Below are 22,204 nucleotides of genomic sequence, written 5' to 3' on the forward strand. Positions count from 1 at the left end.
CTCCTGTGTTTTATAGGTATTAACCTCCTATCCTCTGCGGGATGGATGGGTTTGTAATATTACTACTTAAAAAATAGCGCAAAGACAAATATTTCAATCGGGTGTTGCGTGGCGTGCACAGGCAAAAAAAACGCCACCCGGAGGTGGCGTTTTGCTCTTGCCGCTGGTGTTGCGAGCGGTCAGGCGGCCTTGCCTTCTGAGCGCCCGCAATAGCGCTGCACGTAGGCTTCGTGGGTCGGCAGCTGCACCACCGTGCGGTCGACGGCGGACTTGATGCTGCCGAGGAAGCCCTTGAGCTCCTGGTCGCTCATCAGGTCGGCGGTCTGGTGGTGGGTGCGCGGCATGATGCCCTGGCCCAGCATCACCTGGATCCACGAGTTCTCCGCGAACAGCTCGTTCGAGATGCGGAACACGCGGCCCGTCTCGCGGAACAGGTCGATGCGGTGCTGCAGCGAGGCCGGGATGCTCATCTCGCGCGCGTCGATCCAGAACTGCGAGTCGGTGCGGTTGTTGACGTGGTAGTGCAGGATGATGAAGTCGCGGATGTGGTCGATCTCGCTGTTGCACTGGTTGTTGAACTCGTCGATGTCGTGCTGGCTGATGCCGTCGGCCGGGAAGGTCTGCATCAGCCGGATCACGGCGCGCTGGATCAGGTGGATGCTGGTCGACTCGATCGGCTCCAGGAAGCCGCTGGCCAGGCCGACGGCCACCACGTTGCCCTTCCACGTCTGGCGGCGCTGGCAAGGCTTGAACTTGATCACGCGCGGCGTGATCAGGGTCTTGCCGGCCACGTTGCCCAGCAACTGCTTCATGGCCGTCTCGTCGTCGAGGTAGCGGCTGGAATACACGATGCCGTTGCCCACGCGGTGTTGTAGCGGAATGCGCCACTGCCAGCCGGCCTGGTGCGCCATCGAGCGCGTCAGCGGTATGGCGTCGCCCACCGACTCGGTCTGCACGGCGATGGCGCGGTCGCAGAACAGCCAGTGCGACCAGTCCTCCAGCGGCTCTTCCATGGCCTCGCCGATCAGCATGCCGCGGAAGCCGGTGCAGTCGATGAACAGGTCGCCTTCGATTTCCTGGCCCGATTCCAGCACCACCGAGCGCACGTCGCCGCTGTCCGCGTGCCTGGTGTAGCGCACGATCTTGCCTTCGATGCGCTGCACGCCCTTCGGTTCGCTGAAGCGGCGCAGGTATTTGGCGTAGCGGCCGGCATCGAGGTGGTAGGCGTAGTTCATGCCCTGGTTGGGCAGGTGGGCAAAGCGGCTTTCCAGCGAGGCCTTCAGCTCCAGGCAGTAGTCGCCGTAGTCGCCGGCCAGGCCGCGCTCGACGCCCTTGTGCCAGAAATGCTGGAAGCCGGCCGTCCAGTGGTCGGTGCCGGTGGTGCCGAAGGAGTGGATATAGTCCTGCTTGACGTCGCGCCAGCTTTCGAAGCCGATGCCCAGCTTGAAGGTGGCCTGGGTCTCGGCCATGAATTCCTGCTCGTTGAGTTCAAGCAGGTTGTGGAAGTTCATCAAGGTCGGGATGGTGGCCTCGCCGACGCCGACCGTGCCGATCTCGTCGGATTCGATCAGTTTGATGTCGAGCAGCTTGCCCAGCACCTTGGAGATGCCGGCGGCGGCCATCCAGCCGGCGGTGCCGCCGCCGCAGATGACGACGCGGCGCACGGGTTGGCGATTGTTCGGGTCACGCATGGATTGGTTCCTTGATTAGCGGTTCATTTTTTTCAGCAGCTGGGCGCGCAGGCCGCGCGCGCCGTCCGCGCTCAGCGGCGACAGCACGCTGCGCGCGGCCGGCGGGATATGGGCCGCCGTGTCGTCGTCGGCTTCGAAGATGTAATGGCGGAAAATCTCCTGCCACGCCTTGCGCTGCGCGGCCGGCAGGTCGCGCATGGTCAGGAAGGCCATCATCAGCGCGTTGGTCGGCGTGTCCATGTAGTCGGGCGACTGGCGCCACCAGTAGTTGATCAGCACGTTGAACGCATCGAGCGCCTCGATGTGGTGCCACCACATGCTGGGGATGAAGATGGCGTCGCCCGGCCCGAGCTCGGCGCTCTGCGCGTGGCGCAGCGCCTCCGCGTAGCGGGGATGTTTGCCGAAGTCGGGGGCGACCATGTCCACCAGGCTGATGGCCTGGCCGGCCGGGGTGAAGTCCAGCGGGCCGATGTACAGGTTCTTCAGCTGTTCGGGTGGGAACAGCGTGAAGCGGCGGTGGCCGGCCGCCACCACGGCGATATTGTCCGGCAGGTCGTAGTGGGCGGCGATGCGGGTGCGGTTGCCGATCCAGATGCTGGCCAGCGCGTCGCGCCCGCCGAGGTTGAGGTCGTTGTGCTCGCGAAAGCCCGGCAGGCAGGTGTCGATCGAGGTCGAGCCGACATACACGGTGGGCGGCGTGGCCATCGCCGCCTTGGCCTCGATCTCGTCCAGCACGCCGTTCAGCTTGGCGTACACGGGCTGGAAGTTGAAGCCGCTCAGGTCGTCGTTGTAGAAGAAGCGGCCGCCCGCTTCCGGCGCGCCCAGCATGGCGCCCACGGTGGCGTCGCGGTAGTGGCTGCGCAGGTAGGCGTCGCCCTCGCGGTCGGAGGCCAGCGCGGCGCGCACCATCGGCCAGCCGGCGGCCAGGCCGCGTAGCACCAGCGGCTGGGTCGCGGTCAGGATCTCGTCGCTCAGGTCGTTGGCGCCCAGGCCGTGGACCTCGCGGATGGGCATAACATCAGGCATGGGCGGCGTTCTTGCGGTCGATGAGGGCGCGGAAATTCGACAGCGAGGCGATCACCAGGTAGATCGCCTGCAGCAGGCCGGCCTGGTGCAGGCTGGCGATGGCGTCGCCGCCCAGCGCCGCCAGCTTGTCCTCGTTGATGGTGTAGAAGCCGACCAGGCGGTTCTGCGAGCCGTCGTTGAGCTCGATGTCGAGGACGAAGCTTTCCAGCAGCTCGTGCTCGAGCAGCGCGGCCAGCAGCAGCGGCGTGCCCTGCAGGCCCTGGTGGATGGCGAACAGCATCGAGTTGATGTTTTCCAGGAAATCGGTGTTGCCGCCGTGCGGCTTGAACACTTCGCGGCCCTCGTCCTGGCTGACGCGCGGGTTGTCGAGGTCGATGTGCACCATCAGCTCCTCGCCGCCGACGCCGATCAGGAAGGGCTGGCGCTCGACCAGCATCGGCAGGTAGGGCGCATCCCAGCGGTCGCCGTGGAGGAACAGGTTTTCCCCCTCCTGGAAGCCGAACAGCGCGATCGGCTCGAAGCCGAGGCCGTCGGCGGTCTTGCGAAAGACGATGGGGTAGCAGGCCTGCACGTCGCGGAATTCCGACGGGAAGGTGACGGACGACATCAGGCTGTCGCCGTACTCGGCGCCGCGCTTGGTGATGACGCGCAGATTCTGGTGGTCGATATTGTTCAGCAAAACGGTGTTGGTCATACTGTCTCTCTATGTCTCTGGTTATATTTTTTGCAAGCCGTGACGCTTGATATGGTCGATCAGCGCGCGGTTCGATGGTAGCGCACCCATCATTTTATGCGTTAATGTAGCAGCTTCCCGGAAATAGCTGTCCGCCATCGCCGCCTGGCCCGGTTTCGCGGCGCCGAATTCGCTGCGGAAGCCCATGCCGTACAACACGTACTGGTAGCTGGCCGACGGGAACACTTCCTCGATGCGGTAGAAGTCGCTGCGCGACGGCGCGCGGTGACGCCACAGGGTCAGCAGCTCGGCCAGGCGCTCGGGCACCGTCTCCGTGTTGTCGCGCCAGTAGGCGCTGTCGCGGCGCCGGCTCAGCACGTAATGCAGCTTGAGGAAGTCGATCACCCGCTCCCAGCGGTAGGTGAAGGCTTCGTTGAAGCGCCTGGCCACGATGGCCATCGCCTCGCGCGTGGCCGGCAGGTCGTCGCTGACCATGGCGGCCGACATTTCCACCAGTGCCAGCGCCGACGCCTCCAGCGGCTCGATGAAGCCGGCCGACAGGCCGATGGCTACGCAGTTGCGGTGCCAGAACTCGGCGCGGTAGCCGGGATTGAAGCTGAGCTTGCGCGGCTGCGGGATGTCGGCCGGGCCGCCGGTGTCGACGATGTAGCGGCGCAGCTCGGCCTCGGCCTGGTCGTCGCTGATGTGGGCGCTCGAATACACGTGGCCGGTGCCGCGCCGGGTCGGCAGGCCGATGTCCCAGATCCAGCCGGCGCTCTGCGCGGTCGACGAGGTCTGCGACGCGATCGGGGTGTCGTCGCCGGGGTAGGGGATTTGCACCGCCAGCGCCGAGTCGTTGTACAGCACATGCCGCTGCGAAATCAGCGGCACCTGGTAGTGCTGGCCCAGCAGCAGCGACTGCATGCCGGTGCAGTCGATGAACAGGTCGCCTTCGAGCGCGCCGTGGGCCGCCGTCCGCAGCGAGGCGATGTCGCCGTTGTCGTGCGCATTGACGCCGGTGACGTTGTCCGCCACGAACACCACGCCCAGCTTTTCCAGGCAGTGCTTGCGCAGGAACAGGCCGAACTTGCCGGCGTCGAGGTGGTAGCCGTAGTTGGCCACCGACGAGAATTCCGGCGTCACCACCTGCTTGGGCGCGCGGCCGTTGACGCACAGGTGCGGCTGGAAGCTGACCAGGTCGGCAAACGGGACCTGCGGATGCTGCGCCTGCCACTGTTCGGGCAGGTTGACTTCGCCATAGCCCTGCGGCAACACGAAGGGGTGGAAATAGTAGTCGTGGTCCGCTCCGTCCACCCAGCGGTTGAAGCGCGAGCCCTGCTTGAACGAGGCGTCGCACTCGCGGAAGAAGTCCGATTCGGACACGCCGATGCGGCGCAGCGTGTCGCGCATGCTGGGCCAGGTGCCTTCGCCCACGCCGATGGGCGGTATGTCGGGCGATTCGATCAGGGTGACCTGCAGCGCGGAACCCTGGTGCTCGGCCGCGATCAGGCCGGCCGTCAGCCAGCCGGCCGACCCGCCCCCCACAATCACGATGCGTCGGACCATATTGTTATCTGAGTTGGTGATGAGATTGCCTGAAGTCTAACTGAAAAGACCGCTGACGGGCAGCGGTCTTTTCATGGCTACGGAGGTCGATCAGAACTTGTAGCGGGCGCCGATCATGTAGCGCGGACCGGCTTGCGTGACCGAGTCCACCGACTGCTGGGTACGGCCATGGACGCGGGTGATCGAGTTGCCCACGTTGATGCCCTCGAGCTGGAAGCTCAGCTTGTCGTTGTAGTTGTAGCCCACGCTGACGTCGACCTGCCCGTACGCCTCGACATACTGCGGGTTGGGGCCGGCGCCGTCGAAGGTCGACGACAGGAACTCGCCGCGCCAGTTGTAGGCCAGGCGCGCGGTCCACTTCTTGTCTTCGTAGATGCCGACCACGTTGGACGAGTTCGACAGGCCGACCAGCGCGAACTGCTCGCCGATCTTGGCGTTGTCATACTTCAGGCCCGAGTGCACGTAGGTGTAGTTGGTCGACACGCCGAAGCCGCTGTTGCCGAACATGTGCTGCAGGTTCAGCTCGACGCCGTTCAGGCTGGCCTTCTTCTGGTTGGAGAAGGAGGTGATCTGGAAGTTGGCCACCGGATCGCCTGGCTGGCCGACGATGGTGCCGGTGGCGTTGCCCGACGGATCGTCCGCGCCGCGCGTCACACCCGGCGCGCCGTTGTGGTTGCGGAAGATGTAGTTGCGGATGCAGGTGGTGTCCGCGTTGCCGCAGCCTTTGGCCAGCGCCTCGTTCCAGAACGTGCCGCCGACCGGCGTGTGCAGGTTGAACGGCGTCGCGTTGATCATCGACTGGCCGGCGTAATTCTCCAGGTTCTTCTTGAAGTAGCCGACCGAGAAGAAGTTCTGCTTGCCGTAGTACCACTCGTAGGACAGGTCGATGTTCTTCGACTTGACCGGTTTCAGCGCCGGGTTGCCCTGGTTGCCGGTGCCGCCGTTGGTGCGCACCAGCGAGTTGAGCGTGGTGCCGCCCTGGATCTGGTCGTAGCGCGGACGGCCGATGGTTTCGCCGTAGCTGAAGCGCAGCTTTTGCTCCTGGCTCAGCTCGATGTCGGAGTCAAAGCTCGGCAGGAAGTGGTGGTACTTGCCGGTCAGCGTGGTGAAGGTCGGATCGCCGAAGGTGATCGGCAACTCGTTCTGCGACACCCAGCGGATGTCGACGGCGGCCGGCACCAGCGCGGTCGAGACCACGTCGGTGGTTTCGTAGCGGCCGCCGATCGCGGTGCGGATCGGGAACTTGGTGTCCCAGTCGGTGTTGAACTGGATGAACGCGGCCTTGGATTTCTCTTCGGTGCGGGCATCGTTGTCGAAGGTGGTCTTCGGCAGGTACAGCGCCGGCAGGCCGGACGCGGTGGCCGCCAGCTGGCGCACCTGGGCGAAGTTGAAGGTGTAGAACTGGTTGAACAGGTTAGGGCTGTTGCTGCCGTCGATCTTGTCGAAGTACTGGCGCACGGTCTCCGGATGCCAGACGCTGCTTGGGTAGTCCGACGGCTTGGTGGCGCCGCCCCAGGTGTCGCGCTGCTGGTTCGAGAACGCCGAGCGGTTGTCGACCTTGGTCGCGGTGGCGCCGAACTTCAGTTCGGAGTCCTCCAGCACCTTCCACGCGCCCTTGACCTGGGTCTGGTCGACCTGGCCCTTCATGTAGCCGTTGGTAAACACCGAACCGGTCACCTGCTGGCCGGCCTTGGTGAAGTCGGCGCCGACGATGCTCAGCACCGGGAAGTCGTGGGTGAAGTCGGCCGTCGTGTCGCCGCGGCTGAAGCTGGCGGTGCCGAGGGTGTTGCTCGAGCCGAAGGGGCTGTCGGCCATCGATTCGGCAGTCGAGTGGTGGGTGTCGAGCTCGAAGCGCAGGTCCTTGGTCGGCTTCCACACGGCGTTGAAGCCGAGCGACTTGTTCTGCGTCTTGGTGGCGAAGTCGGCTGCGCCCATGGCGATGTCGCTGTTGCCGCCAGGGATAAGCTCGGTGTACACCAGCGGGCTGGACACGGGACCCTTGGTCCACGAGCTCTTCGAATCGCCGAAGTTGAACCAGGCCGACACGTCGTTGCGCTTGGTCTGGATCTTGTTCTCGGAATAGGTGTAGTCCAGCGTGGTGACCAGCGTGTCGACCGGCTTGTACTGCAAGGTCAGCTGGGCGTTGGTGCGCTGGCGCTTGACGCCGTTGAAGTTGTAGTTCAGGTTTTGCGGCACCGAGTAGATGTCGGTCGGGCCGGGGCGGTTGGTGATGTTGGCCGCGCCCGCGCTGCCCGGCTGGGGAATCGTGCCCCAGTTGTTTTCATCGCCGCGGAACGGGCCGCGCCAGCCGTTGCCCACGGACGCGGTGTTGTAGCCCAGGTTGCGTTCCTGGTAGCTGCCCGAGATCGACACGCCGAACTTGTTGTCGGCGAAGGTGTTCGAGTAGATGCCCGACAGTTCCGGCGAGGCCGAGCTGCTGGCCTGGACGTCGTGCGGCAGGTTGTCGTTCGAGGTGTCGTACACGCCCTTGGCGCCTATGCTCGCGTGCATGCCGGGACGGTCGAACGGACGCGCCGTCATCACGTTGACGGTGGCGCCGATGCCGCCGGTCGGCGCTTCGGCGCGGCTGGTCTTGTAGACCTGCAGCTGCGAGATCGCTTCCGACGCCAGGTTGGCGAAGTCGAAGGCGCGGCCGTTCAGGTCGCCCAGGTTGGAGGTCGGCATCTGGCGGCCGTTCAGCAGCACCAGGTTGAAGTCGGGACCGACGCCGCGCACGGTGATCTTCGAGCCTTCGCCGATGGAGCGGTCGATCGACACGCCGGAGATGCGCTGCAGCGATTCGGCCAGGTTGGTGTCGGGGAACTTGCCGATGTCCTCGGCCACGATCCCGTCGACGATACCGTCGGAATTGCGCTTCAGGTTCATCGACGAGAACAGACTGGCGCGCAGGCCGGTCACCACCACGCTCTGGACTTCCGGCGCCGCGTCGGCCGCCTTGACCGGCGCTTCCTGCGCCATGGCCGGGGCGGCCGCGGCGCAGGCGCTGGCGACGGCCAGGCTCATTAATTTCTGTCGTGTCTTTGGATAATGCATGTTATCTCCTGTGTTTTTATGAACAGCTCGCTTGCCACTACCGAGATCGCTATGGAAACGTTTCCATGATGATTTGTCGAATATTAAGATTGAGCCCCAAAATTGTCAATCGAAGTCCGCTGGTCTGGTGTGATACGGCCATGCCATCGGGTAAAACCGTGCTGCTGGTGTTGTAAAAAAATCGCTCAAGGCTGGTAAACCCTGACGTACTCCACTTCCATTTGCTGCGGCAAACCGGCGTCGTCGACCACGCCCCCCAGGTCGCCGCCGATGGCCAGGTTCAGCAGCAGATACTGCGGGCTGCTGAACGGCCATTTCTGATAGTCGCCATCTTTTGGATTGAGCAACTGAATGTAGTTCCTGTCGTCCACGCCGACCACCACGCGCTCGGCGCTCCACGTCAGCTGGTAGTTGTGGAAGGCGCCGCAGGCGTCGGCCACCGTGGTGGCGGCGGTGTTGGGCGTGCCCTTCGGCCAGTTTTGCGCGCCGGTGTAGATGCTGCCGAGGATCTCGGCCGGCTTGTGGCCGACGTGCTCCATGATGTCGATCTCGCCGTCGACCGGCCAGCCGCCCTTGGTGCCCAGCATCCAGATGGCCGGCCAGGTGCCCAGGCCGCACGGCAGCTTGGCGCGCACCTCGATGAAGGCGTAGGTCCAGCTGGCCTTGCCGCGCGTGACCAGGCGCGCCGACGTGTATTGCTGGCCGCCGTAGTCGGCCATCGTGGCCAGCGCTTCCTTGCGCGCGGCGATGATCAGCTTGCCGCCGCTGACGCGGCTGTTTTCCAGCCGGCCGCGCGCGTAGTACTGCAGTTCGTGGTTGAACCAGCCGGCCTTGTTGTTGGCGGTGTCGTAGTCCCATTTGGCGGCGTCGGGCAGGCCGTCGACGTCGAACTCGTCGGACCAGGCCAGGTTCCAGCCGGCCGGCTTGCCGCCGGCGGGCAGGGCGGACGAGGGCGCGGTGGGCGTGGCCGGTGCGACGGCGACCTGCGCGGTCGCGGACGAGCCGCCGCCGCCGCATGCGCAGAGCAATACCACCGCCGTCATCAACGCCGCCTGTCTCATCATTCTCTGTGCCCCTGGTTTTTGGAAAGGTTTCCATTTGGTGTGGCAAATATAGCACCGAACGAATTTCAAAGTCAATTTGCAATGCCACATAAACCACAGCGCAAGCGCAGCGGTTTTTCGTTGACAGGGGAAATCAACCCGTGCACCATGTGGGAACGTTTCCAAAAAGAGACACTTTTCATGCACATCACACGCTCGATCGCACTGGCCGCGGCTTTTTTGCTGGCGCAAAACGCGGCGCCGGCCGCCGACGCCCACGCCGATGCCTATCCGTGGCCGCACGGCGCCAGGGCGGCCGTCAGCCTGGCCTATGACGACGCCCTCGATTCCCAGCTGGACCACGCGATACCGACGCTGGACAAGTACGGCCTGAAGGCGACGTTCTATCTGCAGCTGTCCAATCCCGCCGTCGGCCAGCGCATGGCGGCCTGGCGCGCGGCGGCCAGGCACGGGCATGAGTTGGGCAACCACAGCATGTTCCACCAGTGCTCGCTGTCGGCGCCCGGCCACGAGTGGGTGCAGAAACACCGCGACCTGGACACCACCAGCGCCGAGCAGATGAAGGACCAGATCCTGACCGCCAACACCATGCTGTTCGCCATCGACGGCAGGCGCGAACGGACCTACACGGCGCCGTGCGGCGAACTGATGGCGAACGGCGTCAACTACCTGCCGCTGGTGGCGCCGGCCTTCGTGGCGGTCAAGGCCGGCGGCGGCGACGCGGTGGTGCCGTCGATGGCGGCGCTCGATCCGTACGCGGTGGCGGTGATGGCGCCGGTCGGCCTCAGCGGGCAGGAGCTGATCGCGCTGGTCAAGCAGGCGGCCGAGCGCGGCACGATGATCAACTTCACCTTCCACGGCGTCGGCGGCGACTACCTGACCACGTCGGCGGCCGCGCACGAGGAGCTGGTCAAGTACCTGGCGGACAACCGCAAGCTATACTGGACCGACACCTTCCTCAATATCATGACCTACGTTAAAAAGAAAAAGTGACGCTATCGTGGCCACCATCAAAGACGTAGCCCGCCTCGCGGGCGTAGGACTGGGCACCGCCTCGCGCGTTGTCAGCGGCAGGGGATCGGTGTCGCCGGCCACGCTGGCGCGGGTCAAGGCGGCCATCGAGCAGCTGGGCTTCCGCCCGTCGCACGCGGCGCGCAGCCTGCTGTCCGGCTCCAGCCAGATGATAGGTGTCTACATCCCGGTGCTCAGCGGCACCTTCTACACGCCCATCCTGCAGATCATCGACAACGAGTTGCGCATGGCCGGCCTGCACATGGTGGTGGCCTTCGGCGCCGGGCTCGGCGGCGCGCGCCAGCAGGCGATCGAGGGCATCGACTTCCTGATCGAGCGCGGCTGCGACGGCCTGATCCTGATGACCAACGTGCTGCAGGAAGAGGACATCGCCGCGCTCAACCCCAAGCAGACCAGCATGGTGGTGCTGAACCACAGCTTCGACAGCATCGCCGACCGCTGCTTCACGGTTGATCACACCTTGGGCGGCAAGATGGCCGCGCGCGCCTTGCTCGACCACGGCCACCGCCAGATCGCCGTGGTCTCCGGCCCGGCCAGCTTGCCCGACAACGTGGTGCGGGTGGATGCCTTCATGGAAGAGTTGCGCGGCGCCGGCGTCGAGGTGGAAAAACTGTGGGTGACCGAGCGCGATTTCTCGCCGGCGGGCGGCTGGTCGGCGGCCAAGGAATTGATCGAATCGAAGACGCCGGTGACGGCGATCTTCTGCGCCAACGACGAGATGGCGGCCGGCGCGCTGTCCTATCTGCAGGAGGCCGGCATCCGTGTGCCGCATGAATTGTCGGTGATCGGCTACGACGACACGCCCAGCGCCGAGTTCTCGGCGCCGCGCCTGACCACGGTGCACATGCCGTGGCGCGAGATGACGCAGAACGGCATCAATGCGCTGCTGAACCGCTGCTACGACCTGCAGCGCCCCGTCACGCGCGGCTACCCGGTGACGATGACGCTGCGCGCGTCGCTGGCGGCCATCCCAGCTCCAGCCTCAGCCACGGCTGCCGGCGCCAAACCGGCGCGCCGCAGCCGCAAGGCCTGAGCCTTACTGTATCGCTTCCTGCAGGCCCGGCGCGAACTCGGCGCCATGCTTGATCTGCGCGGTCGACGCCTTGACCGCGCCGCCGATCGGCTCGGCGCGGCCGCCCAGGCATTTGCCCAGGAAGTTTTCCGTCACCGCGTTGAAGGCGATGTTGTTGACCGGGCGCGCGAAGCCGTGGCCTTCGTCCGGGAACAGCACGTAGGTGACCGGGATGTTCTTGGCCGCCATCGCCGCGACGATCTGGTCCGACTCCTTGACGTTGACGCGCGGATCGTTGGCGCCCTGGCCGATCAGCAGCGGACGCTGGATGTTTTCGGCGAAGTTCAGCGGCGAGCGTTCCTTCAGCAGCGCCTTGCCCTCGTCGGTGGTCGGGTCGCCCATGCGCTTGTAGAACTGCTGCTTGCCCGCTTCCCAGTACGGTGGGATGGTCTGCAGCAGGGTGAACAGGTTGGACGGGCCGACGATGTCGACGCCGCAGGCAAAGGTGGTCGGCGTGAACGCCATGCCGGCCAGCGTCGCGTAGCCGCCGTAGGAGCCGCCCATGATGGCGACCTTGTCGCTGGTGGTGATGCCGTTCTTGACCGCCCATTGCACCGCGTCCAGCAAATCGTCATGCATCTTGCGGCCCCATTGCAGGTCGCCGGCCGAGATGAAGCCCTTGCCGAAGCCGGTCGAGCCGCGGTAGTTCACCGACAGCACCGCGTAGCCGCGGTTGGCCAGCCACTGGTGGTAGCCGTTGTAGCCGTAGCTGTCGCGCGCCCACGGGCCGCCGTGCACCAGCAGCACCATCGGCACCGGCTGCGAGGGCTTGCCGGTGCCGGCCGCGTTGACCGATTTCGGCAGGGTCAGGTAGGACACCAGCGTCAGGCCGTCGCGGCTCTTGATTTCCTGCGGATACATCTGCGCCAGCGGCGCGCCTTCCAGCTCCGGACGGACGACGTACAGCCGGGTCAGGCGCTTGGACTTGCGCTCGTACAGCCAGGTCGAGGCCGGCGCGCTGACCTGGTCGACCGACACCAGCCACTTGTCGTCGGCGTCGGTGCGCGAGCCGATGTAGAACTGGCCCTTGATGTTTTTCTTCAGGAAGGCCAGGTCGGCTTTCAGGTCGGCCGACAGCGGCAGGTATTCGTGCTGCAGATACTCGGCCTCGTAGGCCTGCACCTTGCCGGTGCGGGTGTCGAACAGGCCGTCGGTGATGTCGGCGCGCTTGTCCTGCGCCACCATGGTGAACTTGCCGCTGGCCACATCCTGCGCCATCAGCGCCGCCGTGTCGCGCCCGCGCGAATCGATCCAGTACAGCGTCTTGCCGTCGGTGGTGAAGCCGCGCGGACCGGTGGTCTGCGAATCGTCCAGGCCGACCTCGACGACGGGCTTGGCCTCGACCTTGCCGTCGGCCACGCGGTAAAACGAGCTGCCGCCGTCGCCGCGCGGCTTCTCGGCCAGACGCAGGTTGAGCATGTCGTCGGCCAGGAAACCGCCGTAGCCGTCGTTCTGCTGCACCAGCGTCAGCTTGCCCGTGGCCAGGTCCAGGCTGTGGACGTCGTGCCATTTCGGATCGCGGTTGTTGATGCCGATGAGGATGCGGTCCTTGATCTTGGTGCTGATCTTGACCATCTTCACGCGGGTTTTTTCAAACGGCGTGTAGTTGGTCTGCTTGCCGCTGGCGACGTCGACGCCGTACAGCAGGAAATTCTCGTCGCCGCCCTTGTCCTGGATGAACATCAGCACCTTGGAATCGGGCGACCAGAAGCTGGTGCGGATCGGCCGGGATTTTTCCTCGGTCAGCGGCTTGGCTTGCGACGGATCGCTGGCCGGCGCCACCCAGACGTTGAGCACGCCGTCGCGCGGCGCGATCCAGGACAGCCACTTGCCGTCCGGGCTGAGCCTGCCGCCGGACTTGCTGGGGTTGCCGAAGATTTTCGCGCGCTCGATCAGCGGCGTGGTGTCGGGAGACTGGGCCTGTGCCGGCAGGGCGGCGGCCAGGAGGATGGCGGGTAAAACATAGCGAATCATGAGGTCCTCGGCGTGATGTGATGTGCGGAGCGCAGGAGGATATTCGCAGAAATAATGCAAGATTGACATCTAAACACGACAGGTAGTTGTTAATTTGCAGCATGAATCTGGTTTCACTCGCGACTTTGCTGGAAACAATAGACGCCCAACAATGATGTCTATACATTCATTCCTTGCAATACCAAGCCACACAGACACACAAAACCATCGATAAAACAAAAGAGATAGAGCGAGATGATGATGAAGAAGAACTTTCCCTTTGCAGCCTTGTTGTTGTCTGCAAGTCCTTACCTGCTGGCCCAGGCACAGGACGCCGCCCAAACCGCAGCTGCGCAGCCTGCTGCCACCACTGCCGCGGCGGACGCCACGCCTGACGACATCCAGAAAGTCGTGATTGTTTCCACCGGTAGCCGCGGCGCCCAGCGCACGCTGGTCGACACCCCGGTACCTATCGATATCATCGGCGCGCGCGAGTTGAGCAAGACCGGCCAGGCCACGCTCGACAAGGCGCTGCAGTTCCGCGTGCCGTCGTTCAACACCGTGCAGACCCCGGTCAACGACGCCACCTCGCTGCTCGATCCTTACGAGATCCGCAACATGGGTCCGAGCCGCGTGCTGATCCTGATTAACGGCAAGCGCAAGAACTCCAGCGCGCTGATCTACACCCAGACTTCCCCAGGCCGCGGCGAAAGCGGCGCCGACATTTCCGCGATTCCGCCCGACGCGATCAAGCGCATCGAAGTGCTGCGCGACGGCGCATCGGCCCAGTACGGCTCCGACGCGATCGCCGGCGTGGTCAACATCATCCTGAAGGACAACGCCGAAGGCGGCTCGATCACCGCGCGCGGCGGCATCACCCACGAGAGCGACGGCAAGATGGGCGGCCTGAGCCTGAACCAGGGCCTGGCGCTGGGCGACCGCGGCTTCGTCAACTACACGGTGGACGTGTCCAAGATCAACCTGTCCAACCGTCCGGGCAAAGTGGACGCCAAGGGCGAGGCCGGCGACTTCGGCGCCGACCTGGCCACCCAGGTGCAGCCCTTCCTGACCGCCCATCCGGACGCCGGCAACATCAACGGCTCGCCGGCCACCCGCGCGGTCAAGGCCGAAGTCAACACCCGCTATGACCTCAGCGACACCACCAGCCTGTACGGCAACGCCGCCTACATCAACAAGAAGGTCAACAGCTTCGCCAACTACCGTACCCCATACTGGCGTCCGACCGACTACGGCCTGCTGCACCCGGCCGGTTCGCCGTACGTCGGCTATGTGCCGACCTTCGTCGGCACGCTGGACGACTACAACGCCACCGGCGGCACCAAGTTCATGCTGGGCGACTGGAACGCCGACGTCAGCCTGACCTACGGCGGCAACAAGCAAAACTACGAAGTGAGCAACTCGGTCAACCGCGGCATGCAGGACGACTACCTGGCCGGCAAGATCAAGACGCCGTCGCCTACCCGCTTCGATGCGGGCGGCGTCGAGTTCTACCACTGGGTGCTGAACGGCGACATCTCCAAGCAGCTGACCAAGGACGTCAACTTCTACGCCGGTACCGAGCTGCGCCACGAGAACTATGAAACCATCGCCGGCGACTTCGCGTCCTACTACGGCAGCGGCGCCGATTCGTACGCCGGCAATTCGCCGCAGAACTCGTTCCCGTCGTCGCGTTCGAACTACGGCGCCTATGCCGGCGCGACCTGGGACATCTCCCCGGCCTTCCTGGTGGACGCCACCGGCCGCTACGAGAAGTACACCGACTTCGGCAGCGCCTTCGTCTGGAAAACCTCGACCCGCTACAAGATCAACGAGCAGTTCACGCTGCGCGGCTCGGCATCGACCGGCTTCCGCGCGCCATCGCTGGCGCAGATCTACACGCAGAAGGCGCAGTACTCCTTCGTGGCGGGCGGCGCGATCCAGGTGTCCGGCCTGGTCAACAACGTGTCCGATGCCGCCGCGGCGCTGCAAGTGCCCAAGCTGAAGGCTGAAAAGTCGAACAACATCACGCTGGGCCTGGGCTTCAAGCCGGACAACAACACCAGCATCACGCTCGACTACTACAACATCAAGGTCAAGGACCGTATCGTCCTGAGCACCGAGATCAAGCCGACCGGCGTCGCCACCAATCCGCTGGATGTGCAGCTGAACAAATACGGCATCGTCTCGGCCAGCTTCTTCGTCAACGCGCTGACCAGCCGTACCGAAGGTATCGACTACGTCGCCTCGCGCAAGAACATTCCGCTGGCCGACGGCAAGCTGACCTTGAACCTGTCCGGCAACTACTCGCTGAAAAACGAGCGTGACGGCGCCGTCAACAACCCGGCCCTGATCGCCGCCGCCGGCCAGTCGGTGCTGAATCCGACCACCGAGGCGCTGATGTTCACCTCGCGTCCCAAGTTCAAGACCATCATCGGCGCGGACTGGGATTACAAGCAGCTGAACCTGTCGCTGAACAACACCGTCTTCGGTCCTACCCATTTCCGCAACGCCGGCATGGATGAGAACCTGGAAGTGGCGTTCAAGACCAAGACGGTCACCGACTTCGCTGTCAACTACAACCTGACCCCGAGCATGACGCTGTCGTTCAACGTCAACAACATGTTCAACGTCACGCCGAGCTGGCACTTCAATGCGCTGAACTCGAAAGGCCAGGCCATCCTGGACAGCAAGGCGATCGATCCAACCTATCAGCTGACTCCGGCGCAAATCCAGAGCAACCTGGTGACCTTCAACGGCCGCTACTCGATGGTGACCTACGACGGTTCGCAGTTCAGCCAGCTGGGCCGCACCTTCGCCGCATCGCTGAACTATCGCTTCTAAGCTTCATCGGGTAGTTGCAGCAGAAAAATCGGCTGGCCTTGTGCCAGCCGATTTTTTTTGCGTGCTTACATCGCGTTGCCGCCGTTGGTGGAAGGCTTGGCCGCGCTGCCGGTCGAGCCGTTTGCCGTGCCGTTCGCCGAACCATTGGCGGTGCCGCTGGCGTTGGCCGACGGTTGCGCGCCGGCCGCCGCGTCGCCGGCGCCGCGCAGGCTATCGACCACCCCGTGCTTGCTGCCCTTGGCGGCGGTCTTTGCCGTCGCCGTGCTGGTTTTTGCATAGTTGCGGGTGCTGTCGGCCTGCGCCGTCGCGCCGTCGCGCAGCGGTTGCGCGGTGCCGCGTGCGCCTTGCGTCAGGCTGCTGGCCAGGCCGGCGCTGTTGCCGCTGTCGATGCCGACGGCGCCCTGCGCATTGCCATTGCCGCTACCGTTGCCGCCGGCGGTCAGCGCCTGCAGTGGGCCCGGGCTGGCCGGCGCGGCGCTGTTGCTGGCGGACGGTGCCGCCGTCGGCGTCACGTTGCTGGCAGCCGGCTTGTCGCTGGCAGGCTTGCGCAGCTCGTCGGTGTGGATGGCGCCGGTGGCCGAACGCGTACGGTCCAGCACGTCGCCGCGGCCGGCGAAGGAAGTCACGCCGTTCAACTGGCCGCCGATGCCGCCGGAGCCGCCTATCATGCCGCCGACGGCGCCGCCCCGGCCCAGCAATTGGGCGTGGGCCGAGCAGGCCATGCCGATGGACATTGCGATGATCAACTGTTTGGCGATGGTGACGTTCTTCATGATGATTCTCCTTGTAAGCGCCGCAGACAATCTGCGGCTGTTACAAGGAAAACGTGCGGGCTCGACGGTTTAATCCATCGCGATGAAAATATTTTTAAAAATTATCGGAAGGCCGAAGGATCGGTGCGCAACGCCGTCCCCAGCACGCCGTAGCCGATCTCATTGCTGATGGCGCCCGCCGGCGCGCCGGTGGCGGTCCTGGCCAGCCTGGCGATCGCCTGCCTGGCCGCCTGCGGCGAAGGCCGGCCCAGCGCATCGGCCAGCAAGGCCGCCACCAGCGGCGCGGCAAACGAGGTGCCGCGCACCATGCGGTAGGGCGGCGTGCCGATGGCGGCGCTGACCATCTGGCTGCCGGGCGCCGCGAACATCACCTGCGGACCGCGCGCCGCCTCCGGCAGCGGCCGTCCCTGCTTGTCGACTGCGCTGACGCCGACCACGCCCGGATAACTGGCTGGGTACAGCGGCGGCGCCGCCGGCCCGTCGTTGCCGACGGCGGCCACCAGCAGGTGCCCGCGCTCCACCATGCCGCGCACCACCCGTTCGAGGATCTGGTTGGGCGGCCCGACCAGGCTGAGATTGATCACGGCGACCTGTTCGCGCGCCAGCCAGCCCAGCGCCGCCGCGATGCGCGCCGCCGAGCCGCCGGTGCCGTTGTCGCTGCCGCAGTAGATGTCGGCCGCGTACAGCGTCGCCTGCGGCGCGGCGCCGTGGAAGCGCGGCGAGCGGCCGACCATCAGCGCCGCCACCGCCGTGCCGTGCGCGCTTGGATGGGGGCCGTCGTCGCAGCCCCACGGCACGATGGCGGCGTCGTTGAAGACCTCGTGTCCGCGCTCGATGCCGCTGTCGACCAGCCCGATGCGCGGCGCGCCTTCCTTCGAGTCGGCCTTGGCAGGAGCGGGCGCCTGCTGCCCCGGTCCTGGCTGGGCCGCGCCGCTGCCGGTGTAGATATGGTTGTAGTCGTAGGCGCCGTCGGGATCGGCCTTGCGCAGGCGCTCCAGCGTGGCGGCCATGTCCGCATCGGCCGGCAGGCGCAATACCAGCATGCCTTCGGCGCCGCCGTCCGCCACCGGTCCGGCCGCGCGCATGGCCGCCAGTCCTTGGGGGCTGGGCGACCATGCCAGGATTTCGCGGCGCACCACGGGCTCGCCGCGCGGATCGGGTTCCAGCACATCGCGGTGCCGCTTTAGCAGCTCATCGACCTGCTTCAGGCGCAGGCTGCGCAAGTCGCCGGCATCGGTGCGGTCCAGCAGGCGCCGGCTGTCGCGCACCAGGCCGCTGCCCAAGGGATCCTGCAACTGCGGCAGCTGCAGTTGCGGCACTTGCAATTGAGGCAAGCGCAGCTGAGCGCTGGCGCTGGAAGCAGCCAGTGCGCAAGCCAGGGCTACGGCAGTGGTTATGGGTCTGATCGGCATGATGAGATAGTATAAGGAATCGGAGTTTCTGAAACGTAAACGTACGGGACAGGGATTAAAATCCATCTCCCCGTCGTTTACCTGGTATCCATGACCGCTAACGCCATCAACAACGAGATTGCCGCACTGCTGCCGCGCCTGCGCCGGTTCGCCCGCAGCATTGTTTACAACCGCGACGATGCCGACGACCTGGTGCAGATCGCGGTCGAGCGCGGGCTGGGCCGCAGTGCGCAATGGGAGCCCGGCACCCGGCTCGACAGCTGGATGTTCCGCATCATGAAGAACGCCTGGATCGACGAGGTGCGTTCGCGCATACGGCGCGACGCGCTGTTCGCGCCGGAAGAGGCGGGCGAGCATGTCGGCGACGGCTTTGCCGAAGCGCAGCAGCAGCGCATGGCGATAGAGAAGGCCGTCAGCATGCTGTCGGACGAGCACCGGATGGTGATCGCGCTGGTGCTGGTGGACGGCCTGCCGTACAAGGAAGCGGCCGAGGTGCTGGAGATCCCGATGGGAACGCTGACCAGCCGGCTGGTGCGCGCCCGCGCGGCGTTGCAGGAACTATTATCCGATCAAGCGAGGACAGTGAAATGAGCTTTTCCGATGAAACCCTGATGGCGTATGCCGACGGCGAGCTGGAACCCGCGGCGCGCGCCGAGGTGGAGAGCGCCATGCGCGGCGATCCGGAGGTGGCGGCCCGGGTGGCCCGGCATCAGGCGTTGCGGACGGACGTGTTTGCCGCGTTTGCCCCGGTGCTGGATGAGCCGGTGCCGGCCCGGCTGTCGGCCGCCGCCATGCCGGCCAAGGTGGCGGACCTGGACGCGGCGCGCGCCGCGCGTCAGGTACCGGCCGCTGTTGTACCGGCCGCCGTTGCACCGGCCCGTGGCTGGTCGTGGGCGCAGTGGGGTGGCATGGCCGCGTCGCTGGCGATCGGCGTGCTGGCCGGCAGCCTGCTGCTGGGCGGTGGCGGATCCGCAGGGCAGCCGCAGTCCGCCATCGCGGCCGTCGACGGCGCGCTGGTCGCCAGGGGCGCGCTGGCGGACGCCTTGTCCAGCCAGCTGGCCTCCGGCGCGGCGGGCGGCGCCGGCGTCAAAATCGGCGTCAGTTTTGCGGCGAAAGACGGTACGCTGTGCCGTAGCTTTACAATAGGGGCTGCGGCGGGTCTCGCGTGCCGCCAGGGCGGGCAATGGACACTGCCGGTGATGGCCGAGGCGCCCCAGGGCGCGGCCGGCGAATACCGGCAAGCCGGCAGCGCCACGCCGGCCGCCGTGCTTGACGCCATCGACGCCCGCATCAGCGGTCCGGCACTGGACGCCGAGGGCGAACGGGCGGCGCAGCAAGGCGGCTGGGTACGCCAACCGAAATAGCATCACCGATTAATCATGGAGCAGCTCGTATGGTCTCGTTACAAGAACAATTATTGAAAGCCGGCCTGGTCGCCAAGAACAAGGTCAAGGTGGCCAACCAGGAAAAGAGCAAGCAGAAGAAGGAAGAGCGCCGCACCGGCACGCAAAGCGTCGACGAGGCCAAGCTTGCCGCCCAGGAGGCACAGCGCAAGCTGGCCGAACGCAACCGGGAACTGAACGCCCAGCGCGACGCGGCGGCGCAGCAGAAAGCCATCGTCGCGCAGATCGCGCAGATGGTGCAGCAGAACCGCCAGAGCAAGGGCAACAATGGCGACATCGCCTACAACTACACGCACGGCAGCAAGATCGAGCGCATGTTCGTGTCGGCCGCCGTGCGCGAGCACCTGGTGGCGGGCCGGCTGGTGATCGTGGTGCTGAACGGCGTGGCCGAGCTGGTGCCGCGCGTGATCGCCGATAAGATCGCCGAGCGCGATCCGGCGCTGGTGGTGCGGGTCAACAAGAGCAGCAGCGTGGTGGAGGAAGACGATCCCTACGCTGCGTTCCAGATCCCCGACGACCTGATGTGGTAATCAGGCCTTGCGGCGGCGGGCCGGGTTTCTGCCGGGTCCTGCGGCACACTGCTGCCTGTAACTAATTCCCTGGAGCACAACAATGAAACGCACGATATACAGCGCCCTTATCATGGGTCTGTTTTGCACGGCGGTGGGCGCGGCAGGACCGCAGTCCGGCGTCGATGTCGCCAACGTCGACCAGACGGTACGCGCGCAGGATGATTTTTTCCGTTATTCGCAAGGAAAATGGCTCAAGGACGTGGACATTCCGGCCGATCGCGCCAGCTGGGGTGCCTTCAACATCGCCCAGGAAACCGTGGAAAACCAGGTGCGCACCATCATCGAACAGTCGGAGCAGGACAAGAAGCGCGCGCCGGGTTCGGATGCGCAGAAAATCGGTGACTTCTATGCCAGCTTCATGGATGAGGCGCGCCGCAACGCCCAGGGCCTGGCGCCGCTGAAGGGCGAACTGGCGCGCATCGCCGCCATCGGCGACAAGCAGGGCATCGCCGTGCAGATGGCGCATATGCTGCGCATCGGCGCCGGCGCGCCGATCGACATGAGCATCCATCAGGACAACAAGGACTCGACCCGGTACGTGGCCGACATCGCGCAATCCGGCCTGGGCATGCCCAACCGCGACTACTACCTGTCCGACAAGGACGCGCGCCTGGCCGACATCCGCGCCAAGTACCAGGTGCACGTGGAGAAGATGCTGGCGCTGGCCGGCCACGCTCAGGCGGCGGCCGAAGCTGCACAGGTCGTCGCGCTGGAAACCGACATCGCGCGGATCCAGTGGACGGCGGTGGAAAACCGCGATCCCGTCAAGGCCTACAACAAGCTGTCGCTGGCCCAGTTGAAAGCGCTGATGCCCGGCTTCGACTGGACGCCTTTGCTGAAGGACGCCGGCGTGGCCGGCAAGGTCGATAAGCTGATCGTCAGCCAGCCCAGCTACCTGGCCGGCCTGGACAAGCTGATCGCGCAGACGCCGCTGCCGGTGTGGAAGACTTATTTTGAATTCCGCCTCGTCAGCGCCTATGCGCCGTATCTGTCGCAGGCGTTTGTCGACGAGAGCTTCGCCTTCCGCGGCGGCGTGCTGTCCGGCGCCAAGGTCAACCGCCCACTGCAAAAGCGCGCCATCGCCGAGGTCAACCGCTCGCTGGGCGAAGTGGTCGGCAAGGCCTATGTGAAGCAGTACTTCCCGGCCGAGCGCAAGCAGCAGGTGGAAGCCATGGTCGGCAATTTCCTGGCCGCGTTCAAGGAGGGCATCGAGACGCTCGACTGGATGAGCAAGGAAACCAAGCGCCAGGCGCAGATCAAGCTGGCCAAGATCAGCGTGAAGGTCGGCTATCCGGACCAGTGGCGCGACTATTCCAGGCTCGCCATCGCGCGCGACGACCTGGTCGGCAATGTGCTGCGGGCGCGCGAATTCAGTCATGAATTCGAAGTGAACAAGTTGGGCAAGCCGGTCGACCGCAAGGAGTGGGGCATGACGCCGCAGACCGTGAACGCTTATTACAATCCGGAGATGAACGAGGTGGTGTTCCCGGCCGCGCGCCTGCAATATCCGCTGTACGATCCGGATGCGGAGCCGGCGATCAACTACGGCGCGGTCGGTATTTCGATCGGCCACGAGATCAGCCACGCGTTTGACGACCAGGGCGCGCAGTTCGACGGCGACGGCAACTTGCGCAATTGGTGGACCAAGGAAGACGGGGAAAAATTTGCCGCGCGCGGCAAGGTGCTGGTGGCCCAATACGGCGCTTACAGCCCGGTACCCGGCTACACGCTGAACGGCGAGCTGACCTTGGGCGAAAACATCGCCGACAACGCCGGCGCCATCATGGCCACCCGCGCCTACAAGATCTCGTTGAACGGCAAGCCCGGTCCGGTGATCGACGGTTTCAGCGCCGAGCAGCGGCTGTTCATGGGACTGGCCCAGGCACGGCGCGGCAAGGCGCGCGACGCGGCCCTGATCGCGCAGGTCAAATCGGACCCGCATTCGCCGGCCGAGTTCCGCGTCAACGGCAGCCTGAAAAACCATCCGGGCTTTTACGAGGCCTTCGACGTCAAACCGGGCGACAAGATGTATCTGGCTCCAGAGGAGCGCGTGATTTTCTGGTGAGCCGCCC

General features: G+C 65.3%; 16 protein-coding genes. 7 read left to right on the top strand and 9 right to left on the bottom strand.

Annotation, left to right across the window (positions count from 1 at the left end):
* Nucleotides 1–179: 179 nt before the first annotated feature.
* The 6 genes from ACSQ3S_RS04850 to ACSQ3S_RS04875 all read right to left on the bottom strand — a co-directional run bounded on the left by ACSQ3S_RS04850 (nucleotide 180) and on the right by ACSQ3S_RS04875 (nucleotide 9,074).
* Entirely contained in the window at nucleotides 180–1,691 is a 1,512-nt protein-coding gene (locus ACSQ3S_RS04850) for a tryptophan halogenase family protein (RefSeq protein WP_436141719.1), read from the bottom strand.
* A gap of 15 nt (nucleotides 1,692–1,706) precedes the next feature.
* Nucleotides 1,707–2,717, bottom strand: coding sequence for a cupin-like domain-containing protein (locus ACSQ3S_RS04855; RefSeq protein WP_436141720.1), 1,011 nt, complete (start codon nucleotides 2,715–2,717; stop codon nucleotides 1,707–1,709).
* On the bottom strand, nucleotides 2,710–3,411 hold the full coding sequence (locus ACSQ3S_RS04860) for a SapC family protein (protein WP_353404134.1): 702 nt from the start codon (nucleotides 3,409–3,411) through the stop codon (nucleotides 2,710–2,712). The genes ACSQ3S_RS04855 and ACSQ3S_RS04860 overlap by 8 nt, the downstream gene beginning before the upstream one ends.
* A 21-nt stretch (nucleotides 3,412–3,432) precedes the next feature.
* Nucleotides 3,433–4,956, bottom strand: a complete 1,524-nt coding sequence (locus ACSQ3S_RS04865) for a tryptophan halogenase family protein (RefSeq protein WP_353404135.1) — start codon at nucleotides 4,954–4,956, stop codon at nucleotides 3,433–3,435.
* 90 nt (nucleotides 4,957–5,046) lie between these two features.
* Nucleotides 5,047–8,010 carry a TonB-dependent receptor gene (locus ACSQ3S_RS04870; RefSeq protein WP_176655428.1) on the bottom strand — a complete coding sequence of 988 codons (2,964 nt, stop codon included), beginning with the start codon at nucleotides 8,008–8,010 and terminating at the stop codon, nucleotides 5,047–5,049.
* 185 nt (nucleotides 8,011–8,195) lie between these two features.
* Complete coding sequence (locus ACSQ3S_RS04875; RefSeq protein ID WP_436141721.1) at nucleotides 8,196–9,074, bottom strand: glycoside hydrolase family 16 protein; 879 nt, start codon at nucleotides 9,072–9,074, stop codon at nucleotides 8,196–8,198.
* Nucleotides 9,075–9,254: 180 nt separating this feature from the next.
* Between ACSQ3S_RS04875 and ACSQ3S_RS04880 the strand changes: the two genes are divergently transcribed.
* Together ACSQ3S_RS04880 and ACSQ3S_RS04885 are read left to right on the top strand one after the other, a co-directional pair.
* Entirely contained in the window at nucleotides 9,255–10,067 is an 813-nt protein-coding gene (locus ACSQ3S_RS04880) for a polysaccharide deacetylase family protein (protein ID WP_176655429.1), read from the top strand.
* Between the two features lie 7 nt (nucleotides 10,068–10,074).
* Nucleotides 10,075–11,139: a LacI family DNA-binding transcriptional regulator gene (locus ACSQ3S_RS04885; RefSeq protein WP_176655430.1), complete on the top strand. Its 1,065-nt coding sequence runs from the start codon at nucleotides 10,075–10,077 to the stop codon at nucleotides 11,137–11,139.
* 3 nt (nucleotides 11,140–11,142) lie between these two features.
* Here the strand turns inward: ACSQ3S_RS04885 and ACSQ3S_RS04890 are convergent, their stop codons facing one another.
* Nucleotides 11,143–13,152: an alpha/beta fold hydrolase gene (locus ACSQ3S_RS04890; protein ID WP_436141722.1), complete on the bottom strand. Its 2,010-nt coding sequence runs from the start codon at nucleotides 13,150–13,152 to the stop codon at nucleotides 11,143–11,145.
* 234 nt (nucleotides 13,153–13,386) lie between these two features.
* Between ACSQ3S_RS04890 and ACSQ3S_RS04895 the strand changes: the two genes are divergently transcribed.
* Nucleotides 13,387–15,972, top strand: a complete 2,586-nt coding sequence (locus tag ACSQ3S_RS04895; RefSeq protein WP_436141723.1) for a TonB-dependent receptor plug domain-containing protein — start codon at nucleotides 13,387–13,389, stop codon at nucleotides 15,970–15,972.
* 65 nt (nucleotides 15,973–16,037) lie between these two features.
* Here the strand turns inward: ACSQ3S_RS04895 and ACSQ3S_RS04900 are convergent, their stop codons facing one another.
* On the bottom strand, nucleotides 16,038–16,745 hold the full coding sequence (locus tag ACSQ3S_RS04900) for a hypothetical protein (protein ID WP_436141724.1): 708 nt from the start codon (nucleotides 16,743–16,745) through the stop codon (nucleotides 16,038–16,040).
* A gap of 101 nt (nucleotides 16,746–16,846) precedes the next feature.
* Nucleotides 16,847–18,079 carry a S8 family serine peptidase gene (locus ACSQ3S_RS04905; protein WP_436141725.1) on the bottom strand — a complete coding sequence of 411 codons (1,233 nt, stop codon included), beginning with the start codon at nucleotides 18,077–18,079 and terminating at the stop codon, nucleotides 16,847–16,849.
* A gap of 168 nt (nucleotides 18,080–18,247) precedes the next feature.
* On the opposite strand from ACSQ3S_RS04905, the gene ACSQ3S_RS04910 reads away from it, so the two are divergent.
* From ACSQ3S_RS04910 to ACSQ3S_RS04925, 4 genes are all read left to right on the top strand, one after another.
* Nucleotides 18,248–18,748: an RNA polymerase sigma factor gene (locus ACSQ3S_RS04910; protein ID WP_176655434.1), complete on the top strand. Its 501-nt coding sequence runs from the start codon at nucleotides 18,248–18,250 to the stop codon at nucleotides 18,746–18,748.
* The gene (locus ACSQ3S_RS04915) at nucleotides 18,745–19,521 is read left to right on the top strand and encodes an anti-sigma factor family protein (protein WP_436141726.1); all 777 of its coding nucleotides are present in this window, start codon (nucleotides 18,745–18,747) and stop codon (nucleotides 19,519–19,521) included. Before ACSQ3S_RS04910 ends, ACSQ3S_RS04915 begins: the two co-directional genes overlap by 4 nt.
* 29 nt (nucleotides 19,522–19,550) lie before the next feature.
* Entirely contained in the window at nucleotides 19,551–20,090 is a 540-nt protein-coding gene (locus ACSQ3S_RS04920) for a DUF2058 domain-containing protein (protein WP_176655436.1), read from the top strand.
* Nucleotides 20,091–20,172: 82 nt separating this feature from the next.
* Nucleotides 20,173–22,197 (top strand): M13 family metallopeptidase, encoded by a 2,025-nt coding sequence (locus ACSQ3S_RS04925; protein WP_436141727.1) that lies wholly within the window; start codon nucleotides 20,173–20,175, stop codon nucleotides 22,195–22,197.
* The last annotated feature ends 7 nt before the right edge of the window (nucleotides 22,198–22,204 follow it).

It is taken from the genome of Duganella sp. LjRoot269 (assembly GCF_964254095.1).
Taxonomy (GTDB): Bacteria; Pseudomonadota; Gammaproteobacteria; order Burkholderiales; family Burkholderiaceae_D; genus Rugamonas; species Rugamonas hordei.

Coding starts and splice junctions, on each gene's coding strand:
- ACSQ3S_RS04850 (WP_436141719.1), bottom strand. CDS start 1,691: ATGCGTGACCCGAACAATCGCCAACCCGTGCGCCGCGTCGTCATCTGC.
- ACSQ3S_RS04855 (WP_436141720.1), bottom strand. CDS start 2,717: ATGCCTGATGTTATGCCCATCCGCGAGGTCCACGGCCTGGGCGCCAAC.
- ACSQ3S_RS04860 (WP_353404134.1), bottom strand. CDS start 3,411: ATGACCAACACCGTTTTGCTGAACAATATCGACCACCAGAATCTGCGC.
- ACSQ3S_RS04865 (WP_353404135.1), bottom strand. CDS start 4,956: ATGGTCCGACGCATCGTGATTGTGGGGGGCGGGTCGGCCGGCTGGCTG.
- ACSQ3S_RS04870 (WP_176655428.1), bottom strand. CDS start 8,010: ATGCATTATCCAAAGACACGACAGAAATTAATGAGCCTGGCCGTCGCC.
- ACSQ3S_RS04875 (WP_436141721.1), bottom strand. CDS start 9,074: ATGATGAGACAGGCGGCGTTGATGACGGCGGTGGTATTGCTCTGCGCA.
- ACSQ3S_RS04880 (WP_176655429.1), top strand. CDS start 9,255: ATGCACATCACACGCTCGATCGCACTGGCCGCGGCTTTTTTGCTGGCG.
- ACSQ3S_RS04890 (WP_436141722.1), bottom strand. CDS start 13,152: ATGATTCGCTATGTTTTACCCGCCATCCTCCTGGCCGCCGCCCTGCCG.
- ACSQ3S_RS04895 (WP_436141723.1), top strand. CDS start 13,387: ATGATGATGAAGAAGAACTTTCCCTTTGCAGCCTTGTTGTTGTCTGCA.
- ACSQ3S_RS04900 (WP_436141724.1), bottom strand. CDS start 16,745: ATGAAGAACGTCACCATCGCCAAACAGTTGATCATCGCAATGTCCATC.
- ACSQ3S_RS04910 (WP_176655434.1), top strand. CDS start 18,248: ATGACCGCTAACGCCATCAACAACGAGATTGCCGCACTGCTGCCGCGC.
- ACSQ3S_RS04915 (WP_436141726.1), top strand. CDS start 18,745: ATGAGCTTTTCCGATGAAACCCTGATGGCGTATGCCGACGGCGAGCTG.
- ACSQ3S_RS04920 (WP_176655436.1), top strand. CDS start 19,551: ATGGTCTCGTTACAAGAACAATTATTGAAAGCCGGCCTGGTCGCCAAG.
- ACSQ3S_RS04925 (WP_436141727.1), top strand. CDS start 20,173: ATGAAACGCACGATATACAGCGCCCTTATCATGGGTCTGTTTTGCACG.